This is a genomic window from Luteimonas saliphila (assembly GCF_016774335.1).
Taxonomy (GTDB): domain Bacteria; phylum Pseudomonadota; class Gammaproteobacteria; order Xanthomonadales; family Xanthomonadaceae; genus Luteimonas; species Luteimonas saliphila.
Genome location: NZ_JAETWA010000042.1, coordinates 13,121 through 34,027, shown reverse-complemented (window position 1 = coordinate 34,027; position 20,907 = coordinate 13,121). Strand labels below are relative to the sequence as shown.

The window sequence follows — 20,907 nt, the reverse complement described above, 5'->3', positions numbered from 1 at the left end:
CGCATGCCATGGCCCGCACCGTCTTCTGCGACTACGAACAGCGCGACACCGAAGGCCTCGACTTCGTGCCCTGGCCCGGCGAGCTGGGCAAGCGCGTGTTCGCGCACATCGGCAAGGCCGGCTGGGCGGCGTGGCTGGCGCACCAGACCATGCTGATCAACGAGAACCGCCTCTCGCCGCTGGACCCCAAGCACCGCGCCTTCCTCGAGGAGGAGATGCAGAAGTTCCTGTTCGGCGGCGGCGCGGACCGGCCGGCGGGCTACGTGCCGCGCGACGCTGGCGAATCCTGACGCGACCACCGCCGGAACCTCACCCCCGTAGGAGCGCCTTCAGGCGCGATGCTTTTTTCGATCTTCGGGCCGTCGCCACGCGTGCAGCGAAAAGCATCGCGCCTGAAGGCGCTCCTACAAGGGAGGCCCGGTGAACCCGACCTGCGCGTGCCCGCGCACAGCCCTCGCACAACCGGCGGCCGCTGCGCGACTCGATGCATGCCGAGCGAACGCTCACGAACGCTCAGCGCGCGCCGTCCTCCGCTTCGCGCTCCTCCACGCTCGCCTCGCGCAGCTCCTTCTCCGTGGCGCGTATCGCCTTGACGTCGAGCGGCCGGATCTGGCCGATGTGGCAGGGCATGCCCATCGCGCCCCCGCCACGGACGATCACCTTGTCGAAGCGCGCATGGACCCGGCCCATCTGGTTGGTCAGGCCGATCGCCGGGGCGAACGCCAGGTCCTGGCAGCGACCCTGCAGCTCCAGCAGCCAGGCTTCGGAGGGCCTGGTCCAGACCGCCAGCGCGCTGTCGCCCAGCGGGGTCCAGCCGTTGAGACTGCCGAAGTAGCGGAAGCTCGTCACCGGCTCGCCCGCATGGTTGGCGTAGAGCGCCAGCTTCTCGCTGTCGCGCAGCCCCGCATCGGACGCGCAGCCGGCCAGCGCCAGCAGCGCCGCGAGTGCGGTGGTCGTGGTGAGTTTCCTGGCATCCATCGTCGTCTCCCTGTCGCGGACCGTCGCCCGCTGCCTGGGTCGCATGATGCGCCCGCGGGTGCGGCACCCGGGCCGCTGCGCGATCTCCGGTTCAGCGCCGGGTCGGCGTCGCCGGCGCCGGGCGCGGATGCGACAATGCCGGCATGTGCCCCGCCCCGCGAACGCATGACGCCCGCCCAGGACCCAGGTGACGCCAGCTTCGATGCGGTGATCGTCGGCGGGGGTGCGGCGGGGGTCCTGGTCGCGATCCGCCTGCTGATGCGGGAAGGCGGCGCGTTGCGCATCGCGATCGTCGAACCGGACACGCGGCTGGCGCGGGGCGCGGCGTACTCCACCACGCAGCCCGAGCACCTGCTCAACGTGATCGCCTCGCGCATGAGCGCGATCGCCGAGGATCCCGGCCACTTCGTGCGCTTTCTCGCGCGCAACGGACAGGGCACGGAAGCCGGACTCGCCGACGTCTTCGCCCCGCGTCGCGACTACGCCCGCTACCTGCGCCACACGCTGGAATCGCTGCCGGGGTACGACGCCCTGGTCCACCTGCGCGAACGCGCGACCGACATCGAGCGCGCCGAAGCGGGCCACGTCGTGCACCTGGCTTCCGGGGCGCGGCTGCGCGCGTCTCACGTCGTGCTCGCGCTCGGCAACGCAGCCCGCCCGTTGCCCGCCTACCTGCTGCACGAAGGCGCGCGCGTCGCCGATTCGTGGGACTACACCGCGGTCGCCGGCATCGAGCCCGGCGCCGACGTGTGCATCCTCGGCTCGGGCCTGAGCATGGTCGATGTCGCGCTCACGCTCGCCCACGGCGGGCACCACGGCCGCATCCTGGTGCTGTCTCGGCACGGCCTGGCGCCGCTGCCGCACGCTGGACCGGGGGCGCAGCACGAGGGCGGCATCGACGACCTGCTGCCGCTGGGCGTGCTCCCGCGCTGGCGGCGACTGCGGCAGCGCGTCGCCGCGGCGGTCGCGGCGGGCGAACCCTGGCAATGGAGCTTCGACCGCCTGCGCCCGCACGGCCAGGCGCTGTGGCGCTCGCTCGACGATACCCAGCGCCGCCGCTTCCTGCGCCACGCCGTGCGCTACTGGGACATCCACCGCCACCGCATCGCGCCGCAGGTCGCCGCCACGCTCGACGGCCTGCGCGAACGCTGCCAGCTCGAGATCGTCCCCGCCCGGCTGCGCGCGCTCACCGCCGACCCCGTCGGCGGCAGCTGCGTGCATTTCCGCCCGCGCCGCACCGCGCGCGAACACATGCGCCACGCCGACTGGATCGTCAACGCCACCGGCGTGGAAACCAACATCGACCTGCGCCCCGACCCGCTGCTGCAGGCGCTGCGCGCACGCGGCGGGATATTGCCGGGCCCGCAGGGCATCGGCCTGGCCAGCAGCGACTGCGGCTACGTCATCGACACCCGCGGCCGCCCCAATCCGCACCTGTTCGTCATCGGCGCGCTGCGCATCGGCGAACTGTGGGAAAGCATCGCGATCCCCGAGTTGCGCGAACAGGCCAGGCAGATCGCCAACGCCATGTCCGGCACGGACCCGACGCCACCCGATTGATTGGCGCGCGCCGCGCCAGGCCGCTTCAGCCGCAGGTACCGACGATCACCGGCTCACCATGCGCGACCGGCACGCGCACCCCGGTGGGGCAACCTGTTTCCATGTAGCGCCGCGCCGCCAGCACCTGCGCCTGCTCGATCGCCTGCAGCTTGGTCAGGCAATGCAGGCACGCCGCCCCGCTGCGCACCCACCAGCCGTCATCGGCAGCCTCGATCTCGATCAACTCGCGAACCATGCGTCGGCACCTTCACCATCGGGAGGTGCCCCGGCTCGAGCCGCGATCCCGTGGAATCGCAGCCGGCATCCGTGCAGCGGCATCTTCCCTCGCGCGCTGCCGGGGCCGTCACACAGTGACCGCGATGCCGGGCGGGCGCCGTCGGTGGCCGGCGCCATGGCGTGTAGGAAAAGTCCCACACCGGATCCCGGGCTCGCGAACCCGGAAACGACAAAGGCGCCTTCCGGCGCCCTGGGGATCGATTCGCAAATGGTGGCCGGGGAGGGAATCGAACCCCCGACACGGGGATTTTCAATCCCCTGCTCTACCAACTGAGCTACCCGGCCGGCACGCTGCGGCGCTGGGCCGTGCGAGCCGGCAATGATACGGGGGCGGGATACTGGGGGCAAGCCAATCCTCGGCATAGCCACTGGCAAACCCAGCCTGGCACGGACCTGCAGTCGGAGCATGGAAGGTCCACCACGCGACGCGCAGCTGTGGGGCTCTGCCTGGCACGGCGACGCTGGCCGACAGATCGAAGAGTCGAGCGCGCAGACCAACGCAGGACCATGCAGCGCGACTGGCTGGAAGCGACACAGCCTGAAGGCGCCCTCACCCTGCCGCCAGGCCGGGCACGCGGACGTGTCCATACGTCGTAGTATCCTGCGCTGGTCCGTGGTGGGAGTGGATTCGACATGAAGCTTGGATGGCGTGCGCCGGCGCTCCTGTCGGCGGGTCTGCTGGTGGCGTTCCTGGCCGCCTGTTCGAGCGGCGGCATCCCGCGCCGCGTGTCCGAGCCGACAGCGAGCCTGCAGCAGCTGACCGTGCAGGCCGACGGCCGCTGGTCGATCGAGCTGCGGCTGCAGAACTACAGCAGCATCCCGATGCGCTTCGAGCGCGTGTCCTTCGCGCTGCGGGTGGGCGACCAGGATGCCGGCACGCTGGCCGCGCAGCCGGCGTTGACGATCGGGCCGGAATCGGCCGACGTGGTGACGGTGGCCTTCGATCCGTCCGCGAACGCACGCGTACTGCTGGCCGGCAGTCTCGCCGACGGTCGTGGTGTCGCCTACCGCATCGAGGGCACGATCGATGCCGGACCGACCGACCGCGGCAAGGTCCGCGATTACGAGGTCGAACGCGACAGCCGGCTGAGCCCGGTGCCGGGCTTGCCCGGCGTGCTGCGCTGATCCCGAACAGATTTCCTCCAGGCGACATTTCCCGATGAGCAGCTACTCCGCACCGCTGCGCGACATCCGTTTCGCGCTCTTCGACGTGCTCGACGTCGAGTCCAGCTTCCGCCACCTGCGCTTCGAGGACGCGGGTCGCGAGACCGTCGACGCCGTGCTCGACGAGGCCGCGCGCTTCTGCGACACGGTGCTGGCGCCGTTGAACCGCGTCGGCGACGAATTCGGCGTGCGCTACGACAAGGACGACGGCAGCGTCACCACCGCGCCCGGCTTCCGCGACGCCTACGTGCAGTTCTCCGACGGTGGATGGGGCGGCCTGGCCGCGCCCACCGCCTACGGCGGCATGGGCCTGCCGCACGTGCTGGGCATGCCGCTGGAGGAAATGATCGACGCGGCCAACCTGGCCTGGGGCAACTTCCCGCTGCTCTCGCACGGTGCCGCCAGCGCGCTGCTGCACCACGGCGAGGAATGGCAGCGCGAGGTGTTCCTGACGAAGCTGGTGTCGGGCGAATGGACCGGCACCATGTGCCTGACCGAACCGCATTGCGGCACCGACCTCGGCCTGCTCAAGACACGCGCCGAGCCGAACGGCGACGGCACCCATTCGATCACCGGCACCAAGATCTTCATCACCGCCGGCGAGCACGACCTCACCCCGAACATCGTGCACCTGGTACTGGCGCGGCTGCCGGATGCGCCCGCCGGCAGCAAGGGCATCTCGCTGTTCATCGTGCCCAAGTTCCAGGTCGCGCGCGACGGCACCCAGGGCGCGCGCAACGCGCTGCGCTGCGGCGCGGTGGAGCACAAGATGGGCATCCACGCCTCGGCGACGTGCGTGATGAACTTCGATGGCGCCCAGGGCTACCTCATCGGCCAGCCGCACAAGGGCCTGGCGGCGATGTTCACCATGATGAACACCGCGCGCATCGGCGTCGGCATGCAGGGGCTGGGGCTGTCCGAGCGCGCGTACCAGAATGCGCTGCGCTACTCGCGCGAACGGCTGCAGTCGCGCGCGCTGTCGGGGGCGAAGTTCCCCGGCAAGCCGGCCGATCCGATCATCGTCCAGCCCGACGTGCGCCGCATGCTGCTGACCTGCAAGGCGCTGATCGAAGGCGGGCGCGCGTTGTCGTACCACGCCGGGCTGCAGGTCGACATCGCCACCCACGGCGCGAGCGAGGCCGAGCGCAAGCAGGCGGACGACCTGCTCGGCTTCCTCACCCCGATCGTCAAGGCCTGCCTCACCGAATGGGGCGTGGAGTGCACCTACCACGCGCTGCAGTGCTACGGCGGGCACGGCTACATCGCCGAGCACGGCATGGAGCAGCTGGCGCGCGATGCGCGCATCACCACGCTGTACGAGGGCACCACCGGAATCCAGGCGCTGGACCTGATGGGGCGCAAGACCATGCAGTTGCAGGGCGCGGGACTGAAGGTGTTCCTCGGCCTGGTGCAGTCGTTCTGCGAGGAGCAGGCCGGCAACGCCGCGCTGGCCGAGTTCGTGGCGCCGCTGCGCGAGAAGGCCGGCGAATGGCAGGCGCTGACGCTCTCGATCGGCAAGCGGGCGATGTCCGATCCGGAAGAGATCGGCGCGGCCGCGTACGACTACCTGTTCTACTCGGGCTACGTCGCGCTGGCCTACTGGTGGGCGCGCAGCGTGGCCGCGGCGGACGTCTCGTCGCAGCCGCAGGCGTTCAAGGACGCCAAGCGCGAGACGGCGCGCTTCTACTTCGCCCGCCTGCTGTCGCGCACGCTCGCGCACAAGGCCGCGATCGACAGCGGCCCGGCGCCGCTGCTGGCGCTGGACGAGGCCGCGTTCGACGCCTGAACCGCGTCGGCGACCGGCCACGGGCGCACGCCGACGCAGGGCCGCTCCGCGGCCGCGGCTGCGTTGTAGCCTGCAGACCATGGGCCAACAACGCATCCGCTACCTGCGTACCGGCGACGGCATCGGCCTGGCGTGGGCCGAGTCCGGGCAGGGATTGCCGCTGGTCAAGGCCGCGAACTGGCTGACCCATCTCCAGTACGACTGGGAAAGCCCGGTCTGGCGCCACTGGATGCGCTTTCTCGCCGGCCACTACCGCTACATCCGCCACGACGAGCGCGGCTGCGGCATGAGCGACCGCGAGGTCGGCGACCTGTCCTCCGAGCGCTGGCTGGACGACCTCGAGCAGGTGGTGGACGCCGCCGCCATCGAGCGGCCATTCGTCCTGCTCGGCATCAGCCAGGGGGCGGCCACCGCAGTGGCCTATGCCGTGCGACACCCGCAACGCGTTTCGCACCTGATCCTCTATGGTGGCTACGTGGTGGGCGCCTACCGGCGCGAGGACGCCGAGGCCGCGCGGCTCTACCGCGCCGTGGTGGAGCTGCTGCGCAGCGGCTGGGACCATGGCAACCCGGCCTTCCGCCAGTTGTTCACCTCGCGCTTCATCCCCACCGGCGATGCGCAGCAGGTCGGCTGGCTCAACGAGCTCTGCCTCAAGACCACGCGCGGCGAGATCGGTGCGACGCTGATGGAGGCGCGTGCGAACGTCGACGTGCGCGAACTGCTGGCGCGGGTGCGGGTGCCTACCCTGGTACTGCACGGGCGGCGCGACCAGGTGGTGCCGTTTTCCGAAGGCGTGCGCTTGGCGAGCGGTATTCCCGGGGCCGAGTTCGTGGAACTGGATTCATGCAACCACGTGCTGCTCGAGCCGGAGCCGGCGTGGACCGCTTTCCGCGATGCGGTGCTCGCGTTCACCGGGGTTCAGGCGGCCGCCGCGGGTGCGCCCGCCGGATTCAGCCGGCGCGAGCGCGAACTGCTGCCGCTGCTGTGCCAGGGACTGGGCAACGCCGAGATCGCCTCGCGCCTGGGTATCTCCGAAAAGACCGTGCGCAACCAGCTCACCGGCCTCTACGCGAAGCTGGGCGTGCACAGCCGCGCGGCGGCGATCGCCCACGCCCACGCGCACCAGCTGATCGATCCGGCCTGAGCCTGCGACCGGGACAAACGTCCCGTCTGGTGGGCGTTCTACCCGGGATCGGGACAATCTTTCCATTGGTGGAAGGACGCGGGCGCGCGAGCATGACGGCTCACCCGATGCCACGCCGCGCCCCCGTGCAGCAGGCATCGCGGCCCTGCCCCCCGGAGACCTCCATGCCCCGCGTCCTTGCCCTGTTCTACGGCGTCATTTCCTACCTCGTGTTCCTGGCGACCTTCACCTATGCCATCGGTTTCGTCGCCGGGCTCGGCGTGCCCAAGCACATCGACAGCGGTCCCGCCGGTCCGCTACTGCCGGCATTGCTGGTCAATGCGGCGCTGCTGGGCCTGTTCGCCGCCCAGCACAGCGTGATGGCCCGGCCCGCGTTCAAGCGCTGGCTGACGCGTTTCGTGCCCGAGCACGTCGAACGCAGCACCTACGTGCTGTGCGCGAGCCTGGCCCTGGTGGCGATGTTCGCCTGGTGGCGGCCGATGCCGGCACCCGTCTGGCAGGTCGACACGCCCGCGCTGTACTGGACGCTCTACGCACTGTCCGCATGCGGCTGGCTGCTGGTGCTGGTCGGCACGTTCCTGATCAGCCACTGCGAACTGTTCGGCCTGCGCCAGGTCTGGCTGCATGCGCGCGGGAAGACGGCGGCACACCTGCCCTTCGTCACGCGTTCGCTCTACCGCATGGTGCGCCATCCGCTGATGCTGGGTTTCCTGATCGCGTTCTGGGCCACGCCGCAGATGAGCCAGGGCCATCTGCTGTTCGCGCTGGCGACCACCGGCTACATCGTGCTCGCGGTGAAGCTGCTCGAAGAGCGTGACCTGCTCTCCATGCACGGCGAGGCCTACCGCCGCTACCAGCGCGAGGTGCCGATGCTGTTGCCGTTGCCGAAGCGGCGCGAGCCGGTCGGCTCCGTGGCGCGGTCGCGGTAATCCCGCGAGCCGTCCGCGGTCGTCGCGGCCTTCCCCGGAATTCATCGGAGTCACTGCAATGCCCATTTCCGACCCCATCACCTCGTACTCGGTCTCGGTGGTTCGCAGCAACCTGCACGAGATCACGCGCCAGGCGCGCCTGCAGCTGGAGTCCGGCGGCAGCGCGACGGTCAGTTTCGTCGCGACGCTGCCTGCGGAGTTCGTGCGATTCACGAACGCGGGAACGTCGCTGTTCATGACCAACGACCAGTTCGAAGACGTCCATGCCCTGCTGCGCGGCGACGAGCCCGCCTTCTTCACCGCGCTCGACCTGTTCGGGCTCCGCGTCGGCAGCGTCCATTCCCGCCTGGCCGACGCCGGCGCGACGCGCAGCGAGGATGCCGGCGGCTCGAACAGCCTGGAGGCGCTGATCGACCATGCCCGGCGCATCGGCAGCGATCGCGCCTGACGCCATCGCGCCGGCCCTCCTCCGCGGGCCGCGCGCGAGCGGCGCCTCGCCTACACAAGACGTCACCAATTGCGTATAAGCTTGGCTTCCGATGGAGGCCGACAGCGCAAATCGACGCCTGAACCGGATCGGGACCCACGCGGGACCGGACCCCGCCGACGGCATGATGGCGGCGTACACCCTGCCCGCGCGCCTCGACTCGGTACGCCTGCTGTCGCTCGATGCCCACGGCCGCGCGCTCAACTGGATCAGCTGGCAGGACGCGGCCTGCCTGTACGCGCGCGAGGCGGTGGCCTGGACCCTGGGCGATCCCTGCCTGAGCGTGCATGGCGGCACCTGCCGCCAGACCGGATTGCGCAGCATCCTCGAACTGCACCCGATCATCGCCGCGCGCGGCCACGTCCGCGCGCATGCGCTCGATCCGACGCCGGCGCTGACCAATGCCGCGCTGTTCGCCCGCGACCAGCACCTGTGCATGTACTGCGGCAAGAGCTACAGCCGCCAGTTGCTCACGCGCGACCACGTGATGCCGCTGTCGAAGGGCGGCAGGGACACCTGGGAGAACGTGGTCTGCGCCTGCTTCCACTGCAACTCGCGCAAGGGCGGACGCACTCCGCAACAGGCGTCGATGCCGCTGCTGGCGGTGCCGTACCGGCCCAGCTGGATCGAACACCTGATCCTGAGCAACCGCAACATCCTGGCCGACCAGATGGCCTTCCTCACCTCGCACCTGCCCAAGCGCAGGCGCCTGCCGCAATAGCGGATCCGTGGCGCCGGTGCCGCGCGCCACGCCGGCTCCGCGAACCCGCATCGGCGACGCCCCTCCCGGCCTCGCGAGGCTGGCCGATGCGCGCCACCACGACCGCGGCACCGGGCGCGATGCCGCTGGTTTACACTCGCGCGGTCCTCCACGAGCGAACCTGCGCATGTCCCTGACCATCGGCCTGGCCGGGATGGATCCAGCCACTGAAGCCGCGCTCAAGGCGGCCTTCCTCGAAGCCAACGAGCGCCTGGCCGGACGCTGGCAGCTGCTGCCCGAAACCCAGGCCGACCACATCGTGGTCGACATGGACAGCATGTACGGACCGATGAGCTGGCTGCGCCTGCATGCCTCGGGCAAGCGCGTGGTCGGGCTGACTTCGGCGATGCGCACGCAGACCGACTTCCGGCTGTCGCGGCCGTTCAGCGTCGACACCCTGACGGCGCTGCTGCAGGAGATCGCCGGCGACGCGGCCTCGCCGGCTCCGGTGGAACCGCGAGCCGCGGCCAGCCCGGCAGCGCCGGTCGCCGAGGCGGCCGCGCCTGCCGTCGCCGAGGCGATCGAGCCCGCCGCCGGCGACGAACCCCTACCCGGATCCGTGCCATCCCCGACCGCGCCGATTGCGGGACCGCCACCCGGGCCCGCGGCGACCCCGGAACCGGAAGCGGAGCCGGTTACCGCGCCGGTCGCGGCCGCCACTTCGGCCAACCTGCTGGGCTGGCTCACCAGCGGCGAGCTGCGCGGTCGCCTGCGCTACCGTCGCCCCAGCGGGCCCACCCTGCTGATCGATGCCGACGCCCGCGCCTACCATGGGCCGTCCGCGCTCAAGCCGCTGATGCAGTATTTCGAGGGCGAGGTCGCGCGCCAGGACCTGGAGCCGATGGAGGCGGGCGCGTGGGAGCAGGAAAGCGCCGATGCCGGCGCGGCCCAGCCGCTGCTGCGGCTGGTCTGGCTCGGCGGCCTGGTCAGCGGCCAGGGCCACCTGTTGCCGGGCTACGACCCGGGGGCGAAGTACCAGCTCAACCGCTGGCCGCAGACCGAGCGCGAGTTCCCGCGCCACTTCCGCATCGCCACGGCGATGATGAAGGGGCCGGCGAAGCTCGAGGAGATCGCCGAGGCCAGCGGCATCGCGCCCGGGGAAATCGCCGACTTCGTGAACGCCAACCTGGCCACCGGGGTCGCCGAGGCGGTGCCCGAGCAGCCGGCGGAACCCGCCGCCCCGCCCCGGTCCGGCGGACTACTGGGACGGTTGCGCGGCCGCTGAGCCGGGCCGGAGCGTGAACGTCGCGCCCCCGGCGCAGGATTTACAATGCGCGGATGATCGATTCCACGCGCTACCCGCGCCTCGCGCGCATCGGCAGCCCGGCCGAGCTGCGCCAGTTCGAAGAAGCCGAACTGCCCGCCATCGCCGATGAACTGCGCGGCTACCTGATCGAGTCCGTCGGCCGGTCCGGCGGCCATTTCGGTGCCGGCCTGGGCGTGGTCGAACTGACCACCGCCCTGCACTGGAGCTACGACAGCCCGGACGACCGCATCGTCTGGGACGTCGGCCACCAGACCTACCCGCACAAGATCCTCACCGGCCGCCGCGACAGCATCCACACCGTCAAGCAGGCCGGCGGCGTGGCACCGTTCCCCAAGCGCGAGGAAAGCGAGTACGACACCTTCGGCGTCGGCCATTCCTCGACCTCGATCTCGGCCGCGCTGGGCATGGCCATCGCCAACGCCCGCACCGACAACGGGCGTCGGGTGGTCGCGGTGATCGGCGACGGCGCGATGACCGCGGGCATGGCCTACGAGGCGCTCAACCACGCCGGCGGCATGGATCCGGAACCGGACCTGCTGGTGATCCTCAACGACAACCGCATGTCGATTTCCGAAGCGGTCGGCGGCGTCACCCGCATGCTCGGCCGCATGACCAGCAGTTCGACGCTCAACGCGCTGCGCGAGGGCGGCAAGAAGATCCTCGGCGACAAGCGCAACAGCGGCACCGCGCGCTTCGTGCGTCGCTGGGAAGAGCACTGGAAGGGCATGTTCGTGCCGTCCACGCTGTTCGAGGAAATGGGCTTCCACTACACCGGCCCGATCGACGGCCACGACGTGAAGGCGCTGGTCGGCGCGCTCAAGACCCTCAAGGGCCTGAAGGGTCCGCAGCTGCTGCACGTGATCACCACCAAGGGCAAGGGCTACGAACTGGCCGAGGGCGACCAGATCGGCTACCACGCGGTCGCGCCGTTCGATCCGAGCAAGGGCCTGGTGGCCAAGGCCGGCGCGAAGAAGCCGACCTACACCGACGTCTTCGGCGACTGGCTGTGCGACATGGCCGCGGCCGATCCCGCACTGCTGGCCATCACTCCGGCGATGCGCGAAGGGTCCGGCCTGGTGCGCTTCAGCAAGGAGTATCCGGAGCGCTATTTCGACGTCGCCATCGCCGAGCAGCACGCGGTGACGCTGGCCGCGGGCATGGCCTGCGAGGGCGCGAAGCCGGTGGTGGCGATCTATTCGACCTTCCTGCAACGCGGCTACGACCAGCTGGTGCACGACGTCGCCCTGCAGGACCTCGACGTGCTGTTCGCGATCGACCGCGGCGGCGTGGTCGGCCCGGACGGCGCGACCCACGCCGGCAACCTCGACCTGAGCTTCCTGCGCTGCGTGCCGAACATGGTGGTGATGGCGCCCGCCGACGAGCGCGAGTGCCGGCAGATGCTCAGCACCGGCTTCGCCCATCGGGGGCCGGCCGCGGTGCGCTACCCGCGCGGCACCGGTCCGGGCGTGGCGCCGGGCCAGGCGCTCGACTCCCTGCCGATCGGCGAGGCGCAGGTGCGCCGCCAGGGCGCGCGCCTGGCCCTGCTCGCCTTCGGCGCGCTGGTGCCGGTGGCGGAGCAGGTCGGCGCCGAGCTGGGCCTGACCGTGGTCAACATGCGCTTCGTCAAGCCGCTCGACCGTGCGCTGGTGCTGGAGCTGGCGCAGACCCACGAGGGCTTCGTCACGCTCGAGGACAACGTGGTGATGGGCGGCGCCGGCTCCGGCGTGCTCGAGCTGCTGCAGGCGCAAGGCGTGCTGCTGCCGGTGCTGCAACTGGGCCTGCCTGATGCGTTCCAGCACCACGCCAGCCGCGAGGCGCTGCTGGCTGAGGCCGGGCTCGACGCGACCGGCATCCGCGATGCGATCGTCAGGCGCTGGCCGCAGGCCGGCGAGCCTCCCGCCAGGCTCAGCGCGTCGGGCTGAGAATGCCGGGCGGCTTGCCGGGGCCGCTCGCGCCGGCATCGGTCGCCACCACGCGTGCCGCTGGCGCGCCCCGTCTGTCCGTGGATCCGGCGCCGTCGCGATCCGGCCGGCCGCATCCGCTCTCGCCCGGCGTCGGCGCCCGCCGCCGGACATCGCCCGCTAGAATCATCGGGACGCCGGCCTGCCGCCGGCACCGCTTGCCGCATTCGCCGGGGAGACGTGGCGTGCAGACGAACAGCGGCCGGTCGGGCCGGGCGCCCCACGGCTTCGACCGGCTCCCACAACGCACCTACATCTTCCGTCTGCTCGGCATGGGCCTGGGTGCGCTGTGCATCGCCGCGGTGCTGCGCGAGAACGGCGCCTCGCCGCTGGTCTGGAGCCTGTGCGCGTTCACCGGCCTGGCGTGGCCGCACCTGGCCCTGCTGGTGGCGCGGAGCAACGCTTCGCCCTATCGCGCCGAACTGCGCAACCTGCTGCTGGACTCGGCCCAGACCGGCTTCTGGGTGGCGATGATGCAGTTCAACCTGTTGCCGAGCGTGCTGCTGTTCACCCTGGTGACCGTGGACAAGATCAGCACCGGCATCCCGCGGCTGTGGCTGTGGTCGCTGCCGGTGTTCGCGGCCGGACTGCTGCTCGGCGGGCTCGCGACCGGGTTCGCGGTGCGCCCGGACACCAGCACGACGGTGATGCTGGTGTCCCTGCCGATGCTGCTGATCCACAGCATCGCGGTGAGCCTGGCCAGCAACCGCATGGTCCAGCAGATCCGCCAGAAGAACCGCCTGCTCGACGAACTCAGCCGCACCGATTCGCTGACCGGACTGCACGCGCGCCGGCACTGGCAGGCGCTGGCCGACCGGGCGCTGCACCTGCGACAGACCGAAGGCATTCCCGCGACCCTGCTGCTGCTCGACATCGACCACTTCAAGCTCGCCAACGATCGCCACGGCCACGCCGTGGGCGACGACGTGCTGCGCGCGGTGGCCGACGCGATCCGCGCCGGCCTGCGCGAGAGCGACGATGCCGGCCGCTACGGCGGCGACGAATTCGGCATCGTCCTGCACGCCACGCCGCCGGGCGACGCACGCCTGGTCGCCGAGGCGATCCGCCGCGAGATCCGCCGCATCGGCGTCGCCGCATTGGGGGACACGCGCATCACCGCGAGCATCGGCATGGCGCCGGCGCACGGCGGCCACGATTCCCTGGAACAGTGGATCGAAGAGGCCGATGCCGCGCTGTATCGCGCCAAGCGCGGCGGCCGCGACCGGATCGAATCCTGAGCGCCGCTCAGGGCGACTCGATCACGTAGCCCCTGCCCTGCAGGCGCGCCAGGTAGCCGTCGGGCGCGGTCACCAGTGACAGCGGCAGCATCGCGAAGCTGGACGCGTTCGCCGCCAGCGTTTCCTCGGCGGCCGCGATCCACATCGCGTCCAGGCGCGGCCGCAGGTCGGCGACGCCAAGCTTGCGCGCCAGCCCGTTCTCGGTCATCGCGCGGACGCAGGTGCTGTACTGGTTCTCGATCGGCAGCGAGCGCAGCGCGTCGACCTCGCCGGTGGCCCAGGCATTGGCCCGCTGCCGCATCAGCTCGAGATCGCCTTCGATCCGCGACAGCGTCTTCTCGAAGCACTCGGTGTCGGCGAGCGTGGTCTCCTGGAACTCGCGGATCACCGCCTTGGGGTTCTCGATTTCCAGCTTGTAGTTGACCGCGCGCAGTTCGACGTCGTGGCGCCTGGCCATGCGCCGGACCGCCTTGTCGACCACGTCCTCGCGGCCGAGTCCGGAGTCGTCCATCGCCGCCTCGTATAGCTCCTGCGCCGCGAAGATCGGCCGCCACTGCTCGACGCCGCGGTTGCGGCCCAGGTAACGTCGCTTGAGCGGCACCCAGCGTGCGTACAGCTCGGGCGGCACGATCTGCTGCAACGTCGCCCCGTCCGGATTGCGACGCGCCTTGAGCAGCGACGGCAACAGCAGCATGCCGCGAAACACGCCCACGCCCGCATCGAGCGTGAACGACGGCGGCAGCAGCACCTGCTGCGAGCGCGCGATGACCGATTCGAGACCGGCCGATTCCCACTGCATCCGTTTGGGCAGCGGCGAGACCGTGGCCATCACGTACAGCACGTGCCCGTCCTTGCGCACCTTCCACAGGCCCGGGCCGGGCAGGAGGCCGGAAACGACCACGGTCTCGTGATCGACGATCTGCGGGCCGTCCTCGGGCGGGGCGAGCGTTGCGGCCGGTTCGGCGAGGTCCGCTATCTGCGGCGACGACTCGACGGGGGTGGCGTCCTCCTGCGCGCAGACGGCTGCGGAACCGAGCAGCAGCAGGAGCGGCAACAAACCGGCAACAGTCATGGAGGGCATCCGTGTTCTCGACGGCGTGCGGCCGTCGACGCTCATTGCTTGACCGCGTCGAGCCGCTGCAGTTCCCGCGCGAGGTCGCTGCCCTGGTCGAGCAGCTCGAAGCCTTCCCAGACGAAGCCCGGCGCGACCGTGCACGCGACCAGCACGCAGGCGTCGCCGGCGCGCGCCGACTGCCACGTGCCCGCCGGCACGATGCACGACAGCGCCTCCCCCGCCGACGGCGGCCCCAGCCGCGTGCGCGACAGCGTGCCGCGGACCGGGTCGAACTGCAGCAGGTCCAGCGCGCCGCCCTGCTGCCAGTGCCAGGCCTCGTCCGCATCCACGCGATGCCATTCGCTGCGCCCGCCTGCGCCGAGCAGGTAGCGGATCGCGGTCATCGCCGGCCGGCGCCGACCGTTGACTTCCACCTCGACCGCCGACGCATGCACGCGCCGGTAGTACCCGCCTTCCGGATGCGGCTCGAGCCCATGGCGTGCGATCAGTTCGCGTTCGGATTCTTCCATGCGTCGGCATGGTAGCGGCGCGCGGCGATTCCGGGAGCCCCCGCCCGGCGCTAGCGGGTCGCAACGCCACGCATGAAAAAGCCCGCCTTGCGGCGGGCTTCCGGTGATCTGGTCGGGGTAGCCGGATTTGAACCGACGACCACTTGTCCCCCAGACAAGTGCGCTACCAGGCTGCGCTATACCCCGGATTGGTTGGCGATTATACGCGACCCGACGGGCCGGCAGGCATGCCCGGCGCCCGAACCACCAGGCGGACGGCTGGGCCGGGCGCGACTAGCGCTTCAGCAGCGCCAGGACTTCTTCCAGCTCCATCCGCACCTGGCGCACGATCTGGCTGCTCATCGCCGACTCCTGCTTCGCGCCGTCGCCCTCCAGCCGCAGGCGCGCACCGCCGATGGTGTAGCCCTGCTCGTAGAGCAGGCCGCGGATCTGGCGCACCATCAGCACGTCGTGGCGCTGGTAGTAGCGGCGGTTTCCGCGGCGCTTGACCGGGCTCAGGCTCGGGAATTCGGTTTCCCAGTAGCGCAGCACGTGCGGCTTGACGTCGCACAGCTCGCTGACCTCGCCGATGGTGAAGTAGCGCTTGGCCGGGATCGGCGGGAGTTCGCGGTTGCTGCCGGGATCAAGCATCGCGCGTGCCTGCGAAGGTTTCCACGCGTTCCTTGAGCTTCTGCCCGGGGCGGAACGTGACCACGGTGCGCGCGGATATCGGGATCTCCTCCCCGGTCTTGGGGTTGCGGCCCGGGCGTTCGTTCTTGCGGCGCAGGTCGAAATTGCCGAAGCCGGAGAGTTTCACCTGGCGGCCCTGTTCCAGCGCTTCGCGCAGCACGTTGAAGAACGCGTCGACGAACTCCTTCGCCTCGCGCTTGTTGAGCCCGACTTCCTCGTAAAGCTTCTCGGCCATTTCCGCCTTGGTCAACGCCACGCTGTCCCCCGATGCACCATCAGCTTCTGATCCTGGCGCCGTGTGCGTCCTGCAATGCGGTCATGACCCCGGCCACTGCAACATCCACGTCACTGTCGGTGAGAGTGCGCGATTTATCCTGCAGAATCAAGCCGGTTGCGAGACTTCTGAATCCCGGCTCGACCCCCTTTCCGAGATAACGGTCGAACAGCCGGACATCGGCCAGCAGCGCGCCCGCGGCGGTGCGGATGGTCGCCTCCAGGGCGGCCCAGGACACGCTGTCCGGGGCGACGAACGCGATGTCCCGGCGGACGGACGGGAACCGCGACAGGCCCTGCGCCCGCGCGATCGCGCGGCGCTGGAGCGGCGCCAGGTCGAGTTCGAAGGCGATCACGGCGCCGTCCAGGTCCAGCGCGCGCAGCAGGCGCGGATGCAGTTCGCCGATCCAGCCGAGCAATTCTTCCGCTTCGCCGTCCACGCGCCACACCTCGGCGCTGCGTCCCGGGTGCCCGTGCGCGGCCTGCGACGGACGGTAGTCGAGCCGCGCGCCGGCACAGGCGGCGAGGCTGTCGAGATCGCCCTTGAGGTCGTGGAAATCGGCGGCACGCGCAGGCACGCCCCATTGTTCGGCGTGGGCATCGCCATGGATCGCCGCGGCGATGCGCTGGGTCTCCAACGGCGCACCAGTCCCCGCGAAGGCGGAGAACACCTTGCCGATCTCGAACAGCCGCACCCGCGACTGCTGGCGCGCGAGGTTGCGGCCGAGCGCCGCGACCAGGCCCGGCAGCAACCGCGTGCGCATCACGCCGAGTTCGGTACTGAGCGGGTTGGCCAGCGGCACGCTGCCCTCGACCGCCTGCCAACGCCGCAGCAGGGCTTCGTCGACGAAGGCGAAGTTCACCGCCTCGAAGTAGCCGCGAGCCACCAGCTGCGCACGCAGCTCGTCCTCGCCCGCGCGCGTTTCGCTGGGGGCGGCGATACGCGCGGCAGCGCCGGGCAGCGTGGTCGGGATGGCGTCGTAGCCGTGGATGCGGGCGACTTCCTCGATCAGGTCTTCCTCGATCGCGATGTCGAAGCGGCGGCTCGGCGACAGCACGCGCCAGCCGGCGTCGACGGCGGCCACGTCCATCCCCAGCGCGCGCAGGATGCGCTCGACCTCGGCATCGGGCACGGCGAGCCCGAGCACGCGCGCCAAGCGCGCGCGGCGCAGCACGATCGGCTGCGGCTGCGGCAGGTGCTCGTGCAGCGACGCCTCCGCCACCGGCCCCGGCCGACCGCCGGCGATGTCGACGATCAGCCTGGTGGCGACCTCGATCGCGGTGCGCGGCAGCGACGGGTCGACGCCGCGCTCGAAGCGGTGCGCGGCGTCGGTATGCATGCCGAGCCGGCGGCTGCGGCCGATGATCGCGGCCGGGGCGAAGTGCGCGGCCTCCAGGAACACGTTGCGCGTGGCCTCGGTGACCCGGGTATCGAACCCGCCCATCACCCCGGCCAGCGCGACCGGACGGTCGGCGTCGGTGATTGCGAGGAACTCTTCGTCCAGGACCACGTCGCGGCCGTCGAGCAGGGTCAGCGTTTCGTTCGCGCGTGCGCGGCGCACGCCCACCGGGCCCTGCAGCAGGTCGCGGTCGAAGGCGTGCATCGGCTGGCCGAGTTCGAGCATCGCGTACTGGGTGACGTCGACCAGGAAACTCAGCGGACGGATGCCGCTGCGGCGCAGACGTTCGGCCATCCACACCGGGGTGCACACACGCGCGTCGACGCCTTCGATCACGCGGCCGACATAGCGTGGCGCGTCCGCGCCGGCGTGCAGTTCGACTGCAAGTTGCGCATCGCTGGTGGCGGGGACCGGCGTGGCGTCGTACGCGGCGACCTCGCTGTCCACCGCGGCGGCCACGTCGAAGGCGATCCCGCGCAGGCTGAAGCAGTCGGCGCGGTTGGGAGTGAGCTTGATCTCGATACTGGCGTCGGGCAGGCCGAGGTAATCGGCCAGGGGCGTGCCCACCGGCGCGTTGTCGGGCAGTTCCAGCAGGCCCGAGGCGTCGGCGTCGACGCCCAGCTCCTTCGCCGAGCACAGCATGCCGCTGGATTCGACGCCGCGCAGCTTCGCGGCCTTGATCGTCAGCGCGCCGAGCGTCGCGCCGATGGTCGCCAGCGGCGCGACCAGCCCGGCTCGCGCGTTCGGCGCGCCGCAGACGATCTGCAGCGGCTGCGCGCCGCCGGCATCGACCTGGCACACCTGCAGGCGGTCGGCCTCGGGATGGCGCTCGGCCGAGACGATGCGCGCGACGACCACGCCGTCGAGCGTCTCGCCCAGCGCGGTCACCTCTTCGACCTCCAGGCCGATGGCGGTCAGCACCTCGACCAGCCGCTCGCGGGTCGCGTCGGTGGGCACGTGCGTACGGAGCCAGTTCTCGCTGAATTTCATTGCACCACCACCTTGTCGTTCCGAGCGCAGCGAGGAATCCCGCGTCCGGCGGAGTGAAGCCAGATCCCTCGCTGCGCTCGGGATGACACGTTGACCGACTACGCGAACTGCCTGAGGAACCTCAGGTCGTTGTCGAAGAACGCGCGCAGGTCGTCGACGCCGTAACGCGACATCGCCAAGCGCTCGACCCCCATGCCGAAGGCGAAACCGGTGTAGCGCTCCGGGTCGATGCCGCAATTGCGCAACACGTTCGGGTGCACCATGCCGCAGCCCAGCACTTCCAGCCAGCGCGTGCTGCCATCCGGACGCTGCCAGGCGATGTCGAGCTCGGCGCCGGGTTCGACGAACGGAAAATAGCTCGGGCGAAAGCGCATCTCGAAATCGCGCTCGAAAAACGCGCGCACGAACTCGGCCAGCGTGCCCTTGAGGTCTGCGAACGTGGAGTGCTCGTCCACCAGCAGGCCTTCGCACTGGTGGAACATCGGCGAATGAGTCTGGTCAGAGTCGGAGCGGTACACCTTGCCCAGCGCGATCATGCGCAAGGGTGGCTGATGCGTGTCCATGTAACGCACCTGCACGCCCGAGGTATGCGTGCGCAGCAGGCGGCCATCACCAAAATAGAAGGTGTCGTGCATCGCCCGCGCCGGATGGTGCGGCGGGAAGTTCAGCGCCTCGAAGTTGTGGTGGTCGTCCTCGATCTCGGGGCCGTCGGCGGATTCGTAGCCGAGCCTGCCGAAGATGTCGGCCATGCGCGACATCGTGCGGCTGATCGGGTGCACGCCGCCGCGGTCGGCGTCGCGCCCGGGCAGCGTCACGTCGACGTGCTCGCCGGCCAGGCGTACGTCGAGTTCCGCGTCCTCCAGCGCCGCCTTGCGCGCGACCAGCGCCTCGCCGACGGCGTCGCGCGCGCGGTTGATCGCCTCGCCCGCCGCCTTGCGCTGGTCGGCGGGCAGCGTACCCAGCGACTTGAGCTGCGCGGTGATACGGCCGCTCTTGCCGAGCAGCGCGACCCGCAGCGCCTCCAGCGCGTCGGCGGTGGGCGCGGCGGCGATGTCGGCCAGCGCCTGCTCCGACAGTGATTCGATCCCGCTCATCGAACGTCCTCGGTTCTTGAACCCATCCCCGGTCCTGGCAGCCTCGGCCCGCTCACTGCCTTGTCATCCCGAGCTCCCTGCCTTGTCATCCCGAGCGAAGCGAGGGATCTGGGGATCCCGCATCGATCGGACGGCAGATCCCTCGCTTCGCTCGGGATGACAACTGCGGAGATGGCAACCACGGTATGGCCGGACCCCTGAAAAAACGAATGGGGAAGGACTTGCGCCCTTCCCCATGCGTGTACCAACTTGTCTCCCGCCGTCCGCCCGGCATGTCTGCCGGCAGCGACGGGGACATGCATTACGCCGCGAGCGCGCCCTTCGCCTTTTCGGTCAGGGCCGCAAACCCTGCCGCGTCGTGCACGGCGATGTCCGCCAGCACCTTGCGGTCCAGGGTGATGCCGGCCTTGAGCAGGCCGTTCATGAACCGGCTGTAGCTCATGCCGTTGATGCGGGCCGCCGCGTTGATGCGGGTGATCCACAGCGAACGGAAGTTGCGCTTCTTCTGCTTGCGGCCGATGTACGCGTACTGCTCCGCCTTGATGACCGCCTGCTTGGCGACGCGGAAGACCTTGCGACGGGCGTTGTAATAGCCCTTCGCGCGGCCGAGAACCTTCTTGTGACGACGGCGCGCCTGCACGCCGCGCTTGACTCGTGCCATTGTTCAGCCCTCCTCAGAGATACGGAAGCATGCGGTCCAGACGGCCCGCGTCCTCGGCACGAACATGATTCGTCTGCCGGAGGTTGCGCTTCCGCTTGGTCGCCTTCTTGGTGAGGATGTGGCTGCGGTTGGCGTGGCCTGCCTTGTACTTGCCGGAAGCGGTCTTCCGGAAGCGTTTGGCCGCGCCCCGATGCGTCTTGATCTTGGGCATTGCGATGTCCTTGGGGTCGTTTCGAGTACTGGCCCGGGCGCCGTTCCTGGCTCGAGGCTTGCGGCTACGCCGCGAAGCCGTTCGCGCGAACGGGCTTTCCATCCTGCCTGACCGGTTTGTAAGCCCCTGTTTCCACGAGGAAACGAGGGCGGGTCCTAGGGTCTTGCATACAGCACCCGGCGAACCGGGCCGGCCATTATGCCCGTTCCCGGTTTCTGCTGCAATTCAGTGGCTTTGGGAGCGTCCGCTGGGGCCGGGGGAGCCCGGTGCCCGCCGGGCACCGCGTGCAGTGCCGCGCGGCTGAAGCGGCTCCTACAGGTGCGGGAGTCTGTAGGAGCGGCTTAAGCCGCGATGGCTCGCATCCCCCAGGTATACCGAATGCTCACTGGGTCGCGTGGCGCCATGGCCCGCGAACGCGATGCTTCGCCGCGAGTGCCGCATCGGGCTGGGTGATCCGTCGCAGGGGCGGTCGCGG

Annotated in this window: 21 protein-coding genes and 2 tRNA genes; 11 read left to right on the top strand and 12 right to left on the bottom strand. The window is 70.4% G+C overall.

Features of this window, described 5'->3' with window-relative positions; genetic code table 11:
- The first annotated feature begins 8 nt into the window (after positions 1-8).
- Positions 9-290: an oxidative damage protection protein gene (locus tag JMO03_RS12840; RefSeq protein ID WP_202843921.1), complete on the top strand. Its 282-nt coding sequence runs from the start codon at positions 9-11 to the stop codon at positions 288-290.
- Between the two features lie 223 nt (positions 291-513).
- Here the strand turns inward: JMO03_RS12840 and JMO03_RS12835 are convergent, their stop codons facing one another.
- On the bottom strand, positions 514-978 hold the full coding sequence (locus JMO03_RS12835; protein WP_202843919.1) for a DUF6491 family protein: 465 nt from the start codon (positions 976-978) through the stop codon (positions 514-516).
- Between the two features lie 165 nt (positions 979-1,143).
- Between JMO03_RS12835 and JMO03_RS12830 the strand changes: the two genes are divergently transcribed.
- The gene (locus JMO03_RS12830; RefSeq protein WP_202843917.1) at positions 1,144-2,538 is read left to right on the top strand and encodes an FAD/NAD(P)-binding protein; all 1,395 of its coding nucleotides are present in this window, start codon (positions 1,144-1,146) and stop codon (positions 2,536-2,538) included.
- A 25-nt stretch (positions 2,539-2,563) separates the two neighbouring features.
- Here JMO03_RS12830 and JMO03_RS12825 read toward each other — a convergent pair whose 3' ends face one another.
- Positions 2,564-2,773: a hypothetical protein gene (locus JMO03_RS12825; RefSeq protein ID WP_202843915.1), complete on the bottom strand. Its 210-nt coding sequence runs from the start codon at positions 2,771-2,773 to the stop codon at positions 2,564-2,566.
- Between the two features lie 250 nt (positions 2,774-3,023).
- Positions 3,024-3,099: transfer RNA gene (locus tag JMO03_RS12820), tRNA-Phe, on the bottom strand.
- A gap of 348 nt (positions 3,100-3,447) precedes the next feature.
- Here JMO03_RS12820 and JMO03_RS12815 point away from each other — a divergent pair.
- The 9 genes from JMO03_RS12815 to JMO03_RS12775 all read left to right on the top strand — a co-directional run bounded on the left by JMO03_RS12815 (position 3,448) and on the right by JMO03_RS12775 (position 13,550).
- Positions 3,448-3,939, top strand: a complete 492-nt coding sequence (locus JMO03_RS12815) for an LEA/WHy family protein (protein ID WP_202843913.1) — start codon at positions 3,448-3,450, stop codon at positions 3,937-3,939.
- A 34-nt stretch (positions 3,940-3,973) separates the two neighbouring features.
- A complete protein-coding gene (locus JMO03_RS12810; protein WP_202843910.1) occupies positions 3,974-5,764 on the top strand; it encodes an acyl-CoA dehydrogenase C-terminal domain-containing protein in 1,791 nt (596 codons plus the stop codon).
- 79 nt (positions 5,765-5,843) lie between these two features.
- Complete coding sequence (locus tag JMO03_RS21380; protein ID WP_202843908.1) at positions 5,844-6,908, top strand: alpha/beta fold hydrolase; 1,065 nt, start codon at positions 5,844-5,846, stop codon at positions 6,906-6,908.
- Between the two features lie 164 nt (positions 6,909-7,072).
- Positions 7,073-7,837, top strand: a complete 765-nt coding sequence (mddA, locus tag JMO03_RS12800; protein ID WP_202843906.1) for a methanethiol S-methyltransferase — start codon at positions 7,073-7,075, stop codon at positions 7,835-7,837.
- Positions 7,838-7,895: 58 nt separating this feature from the next.
- Positions 7,896-8,285, top strand: coding sequence for a hypothetical protein (locus JMO03_RS12795; protein WP_202843904.1), 390 nt, complete (start codon positions 7,896-7,898; stop codon positions 8,283-8,285).
- A gap of 91 nt (positions 8,286-8,376) precedes the next feature.
- Positions 8,377-9,045, top strand: coding sequence for an HNH endonuclease (locus JMO03_RS12790; protein WP_425491845.1), 669 nt, complete (start codon positions 8,377-8,379; stop codon positions 9,043-9,045).
- A 166-nt stretch (positions 9,046-9,211) separates the two neighbouring features.
- On the top strand, positions 9,212-10,309 hold the full coding sequence (locus JMO03_RS12785) for a hypothetical protein (RefSeq protein ID WP_202843902.1): 1,098 nt from the start codon (positions 9,212-9,214) through the stop codon (positions 10,307-10,309).
- Positions 10,310-10,362: 53 nt separating this feature from the next.
- A complete protein-coding gene (gene dxs, locus JMO03_RS12780; RefSeq protein WP_202843901.1) occupies positions 10,363-12,273 on the top strand; it encodes a 1-deoxy-D-xylulose-5-phosphate synthase in 1,911 nt (636 codons plus the stop codon).
- A 224-nt stretch (positions 12,274-12,497) separates the two neighbouring features.
- Complete coding sequence (locus JMO03_RS12775; RefSeq protein WP_202843900.1) at positions 12,498-13,550, top strand: diguanylate cyclase; 1,053 nt, start codon at positions 12,498-12,500, stop codon at positions 13,548-13,550.
- Positions 13,551-13,557: 7 nt separating this feature from the next.
- Here JMO03_RS12775 and JMO03_RS12770 read toward each other — a convergent pair whose 3' ends face one another.
- From JMO03_RS12770 to rpmI, 9 genes are all read right to left on the bottom strand, one after another.
- Entirely contained in the window at positions 13,558-14,622 is a 1,065-nt protein-coding gene (locus tag JMO03_RS12770; protein ID WP_202843898.1) for a TraB/GumN family protein, read from the bottom strand.
- Positions 14,623-14,663: 41 nt separating this feature from the next.
- A complete protein-coding gene (locus JMO03_RS12765) occupies positions 14,664-15,134 on the bottom strand; it encodes a cupin domain-containing protein (RefSeq protein ID WP_202843897.1) in 471 nt (156 codons plus the stop codon).
- 109 nt (positions 15,135-15,243) lie between these two features.
- Positions 15,244-15,320, bottom strand: a tRNA-Pro gene (locus JMO03_RS12760).
- Between the two features lie 87 nt (positions 15,321-15,407).
- Positions 15,408-15,764, bottom strand: coding sequence for a MerR family transcriptional regulator (locus tag JMO03_RS12755; RefSeq protein ID WP_202843896.1), 357 nt, complete (start codon positions 15,762-15,764; stop codon positions 15,408-15,410).
- Positions 15,757-16,059, bottom strand: a complete 303-nt coding sequence (locus JMO03_RS12750; protein WP_202843895.1) for an integration host factor subunit alpha — start codon at positions 16,057-16,059, stop codon at positions 15,757-15,759. The genes JMO03_RS12755 and JMO03_RS12750 overlap by 8 nt, the downstream gene beginning before the upstream one ends.
- 19 nt (positions 16,060-16,078) lie before the next feature.
- On the bottom strand, positions 16,079-18,466 hold the full coding sequence (pheT, locus tag JMO03_RS12745) for a phenylalanine--tRNA ligase subunit beta (RefSeq protein WP_202843894.1): 2,388 nt from the start codon (positions 18,464-18,466) through the stop codon (positions 16,079-16,081).
- A gap of 98 nt (positions 18,467-18,564) precedes the next feature.
- Positions 18,565-19,560: a phenylalanine--tRNA ligase subunit alpha gene (gene pheS / locus JMO03_RS12740; protein WP_202843892.1), complete on the bottom strand. Its 996-nt coding sequence runs from the start codon at positions 19,558-19,560 to the stop codon at positions 18,565-18,567.
- Positions 19,561-19,861: 301 nt separating this feature from the next.
- Positions 19,862-20,221: a 50S ribosomal protein L20 gene (gene rplT / locus JMO03_RS12735; RefSeq protein ID WP_202843891.1), complete on the bottom strand. Its 360-nt coding sequence runs from the start codon at positions 20,219-20,221 to the stop codon at positions 19,862-19,864.
- A 13-nt stretch (positions 20,222-20,234) separates the two neighbouring features.
- Entirely contained in the window at positions 20,235-20,432 is a 198-nt protein-coding gene (gene rpmI / locus JMO03_RS12730) for a 50S ribosomal protein L35 (protein WP_024889803.1), read from the bottom strand.
- Positions 20,433-20,907: the final 475 nt, after the last annotated feature.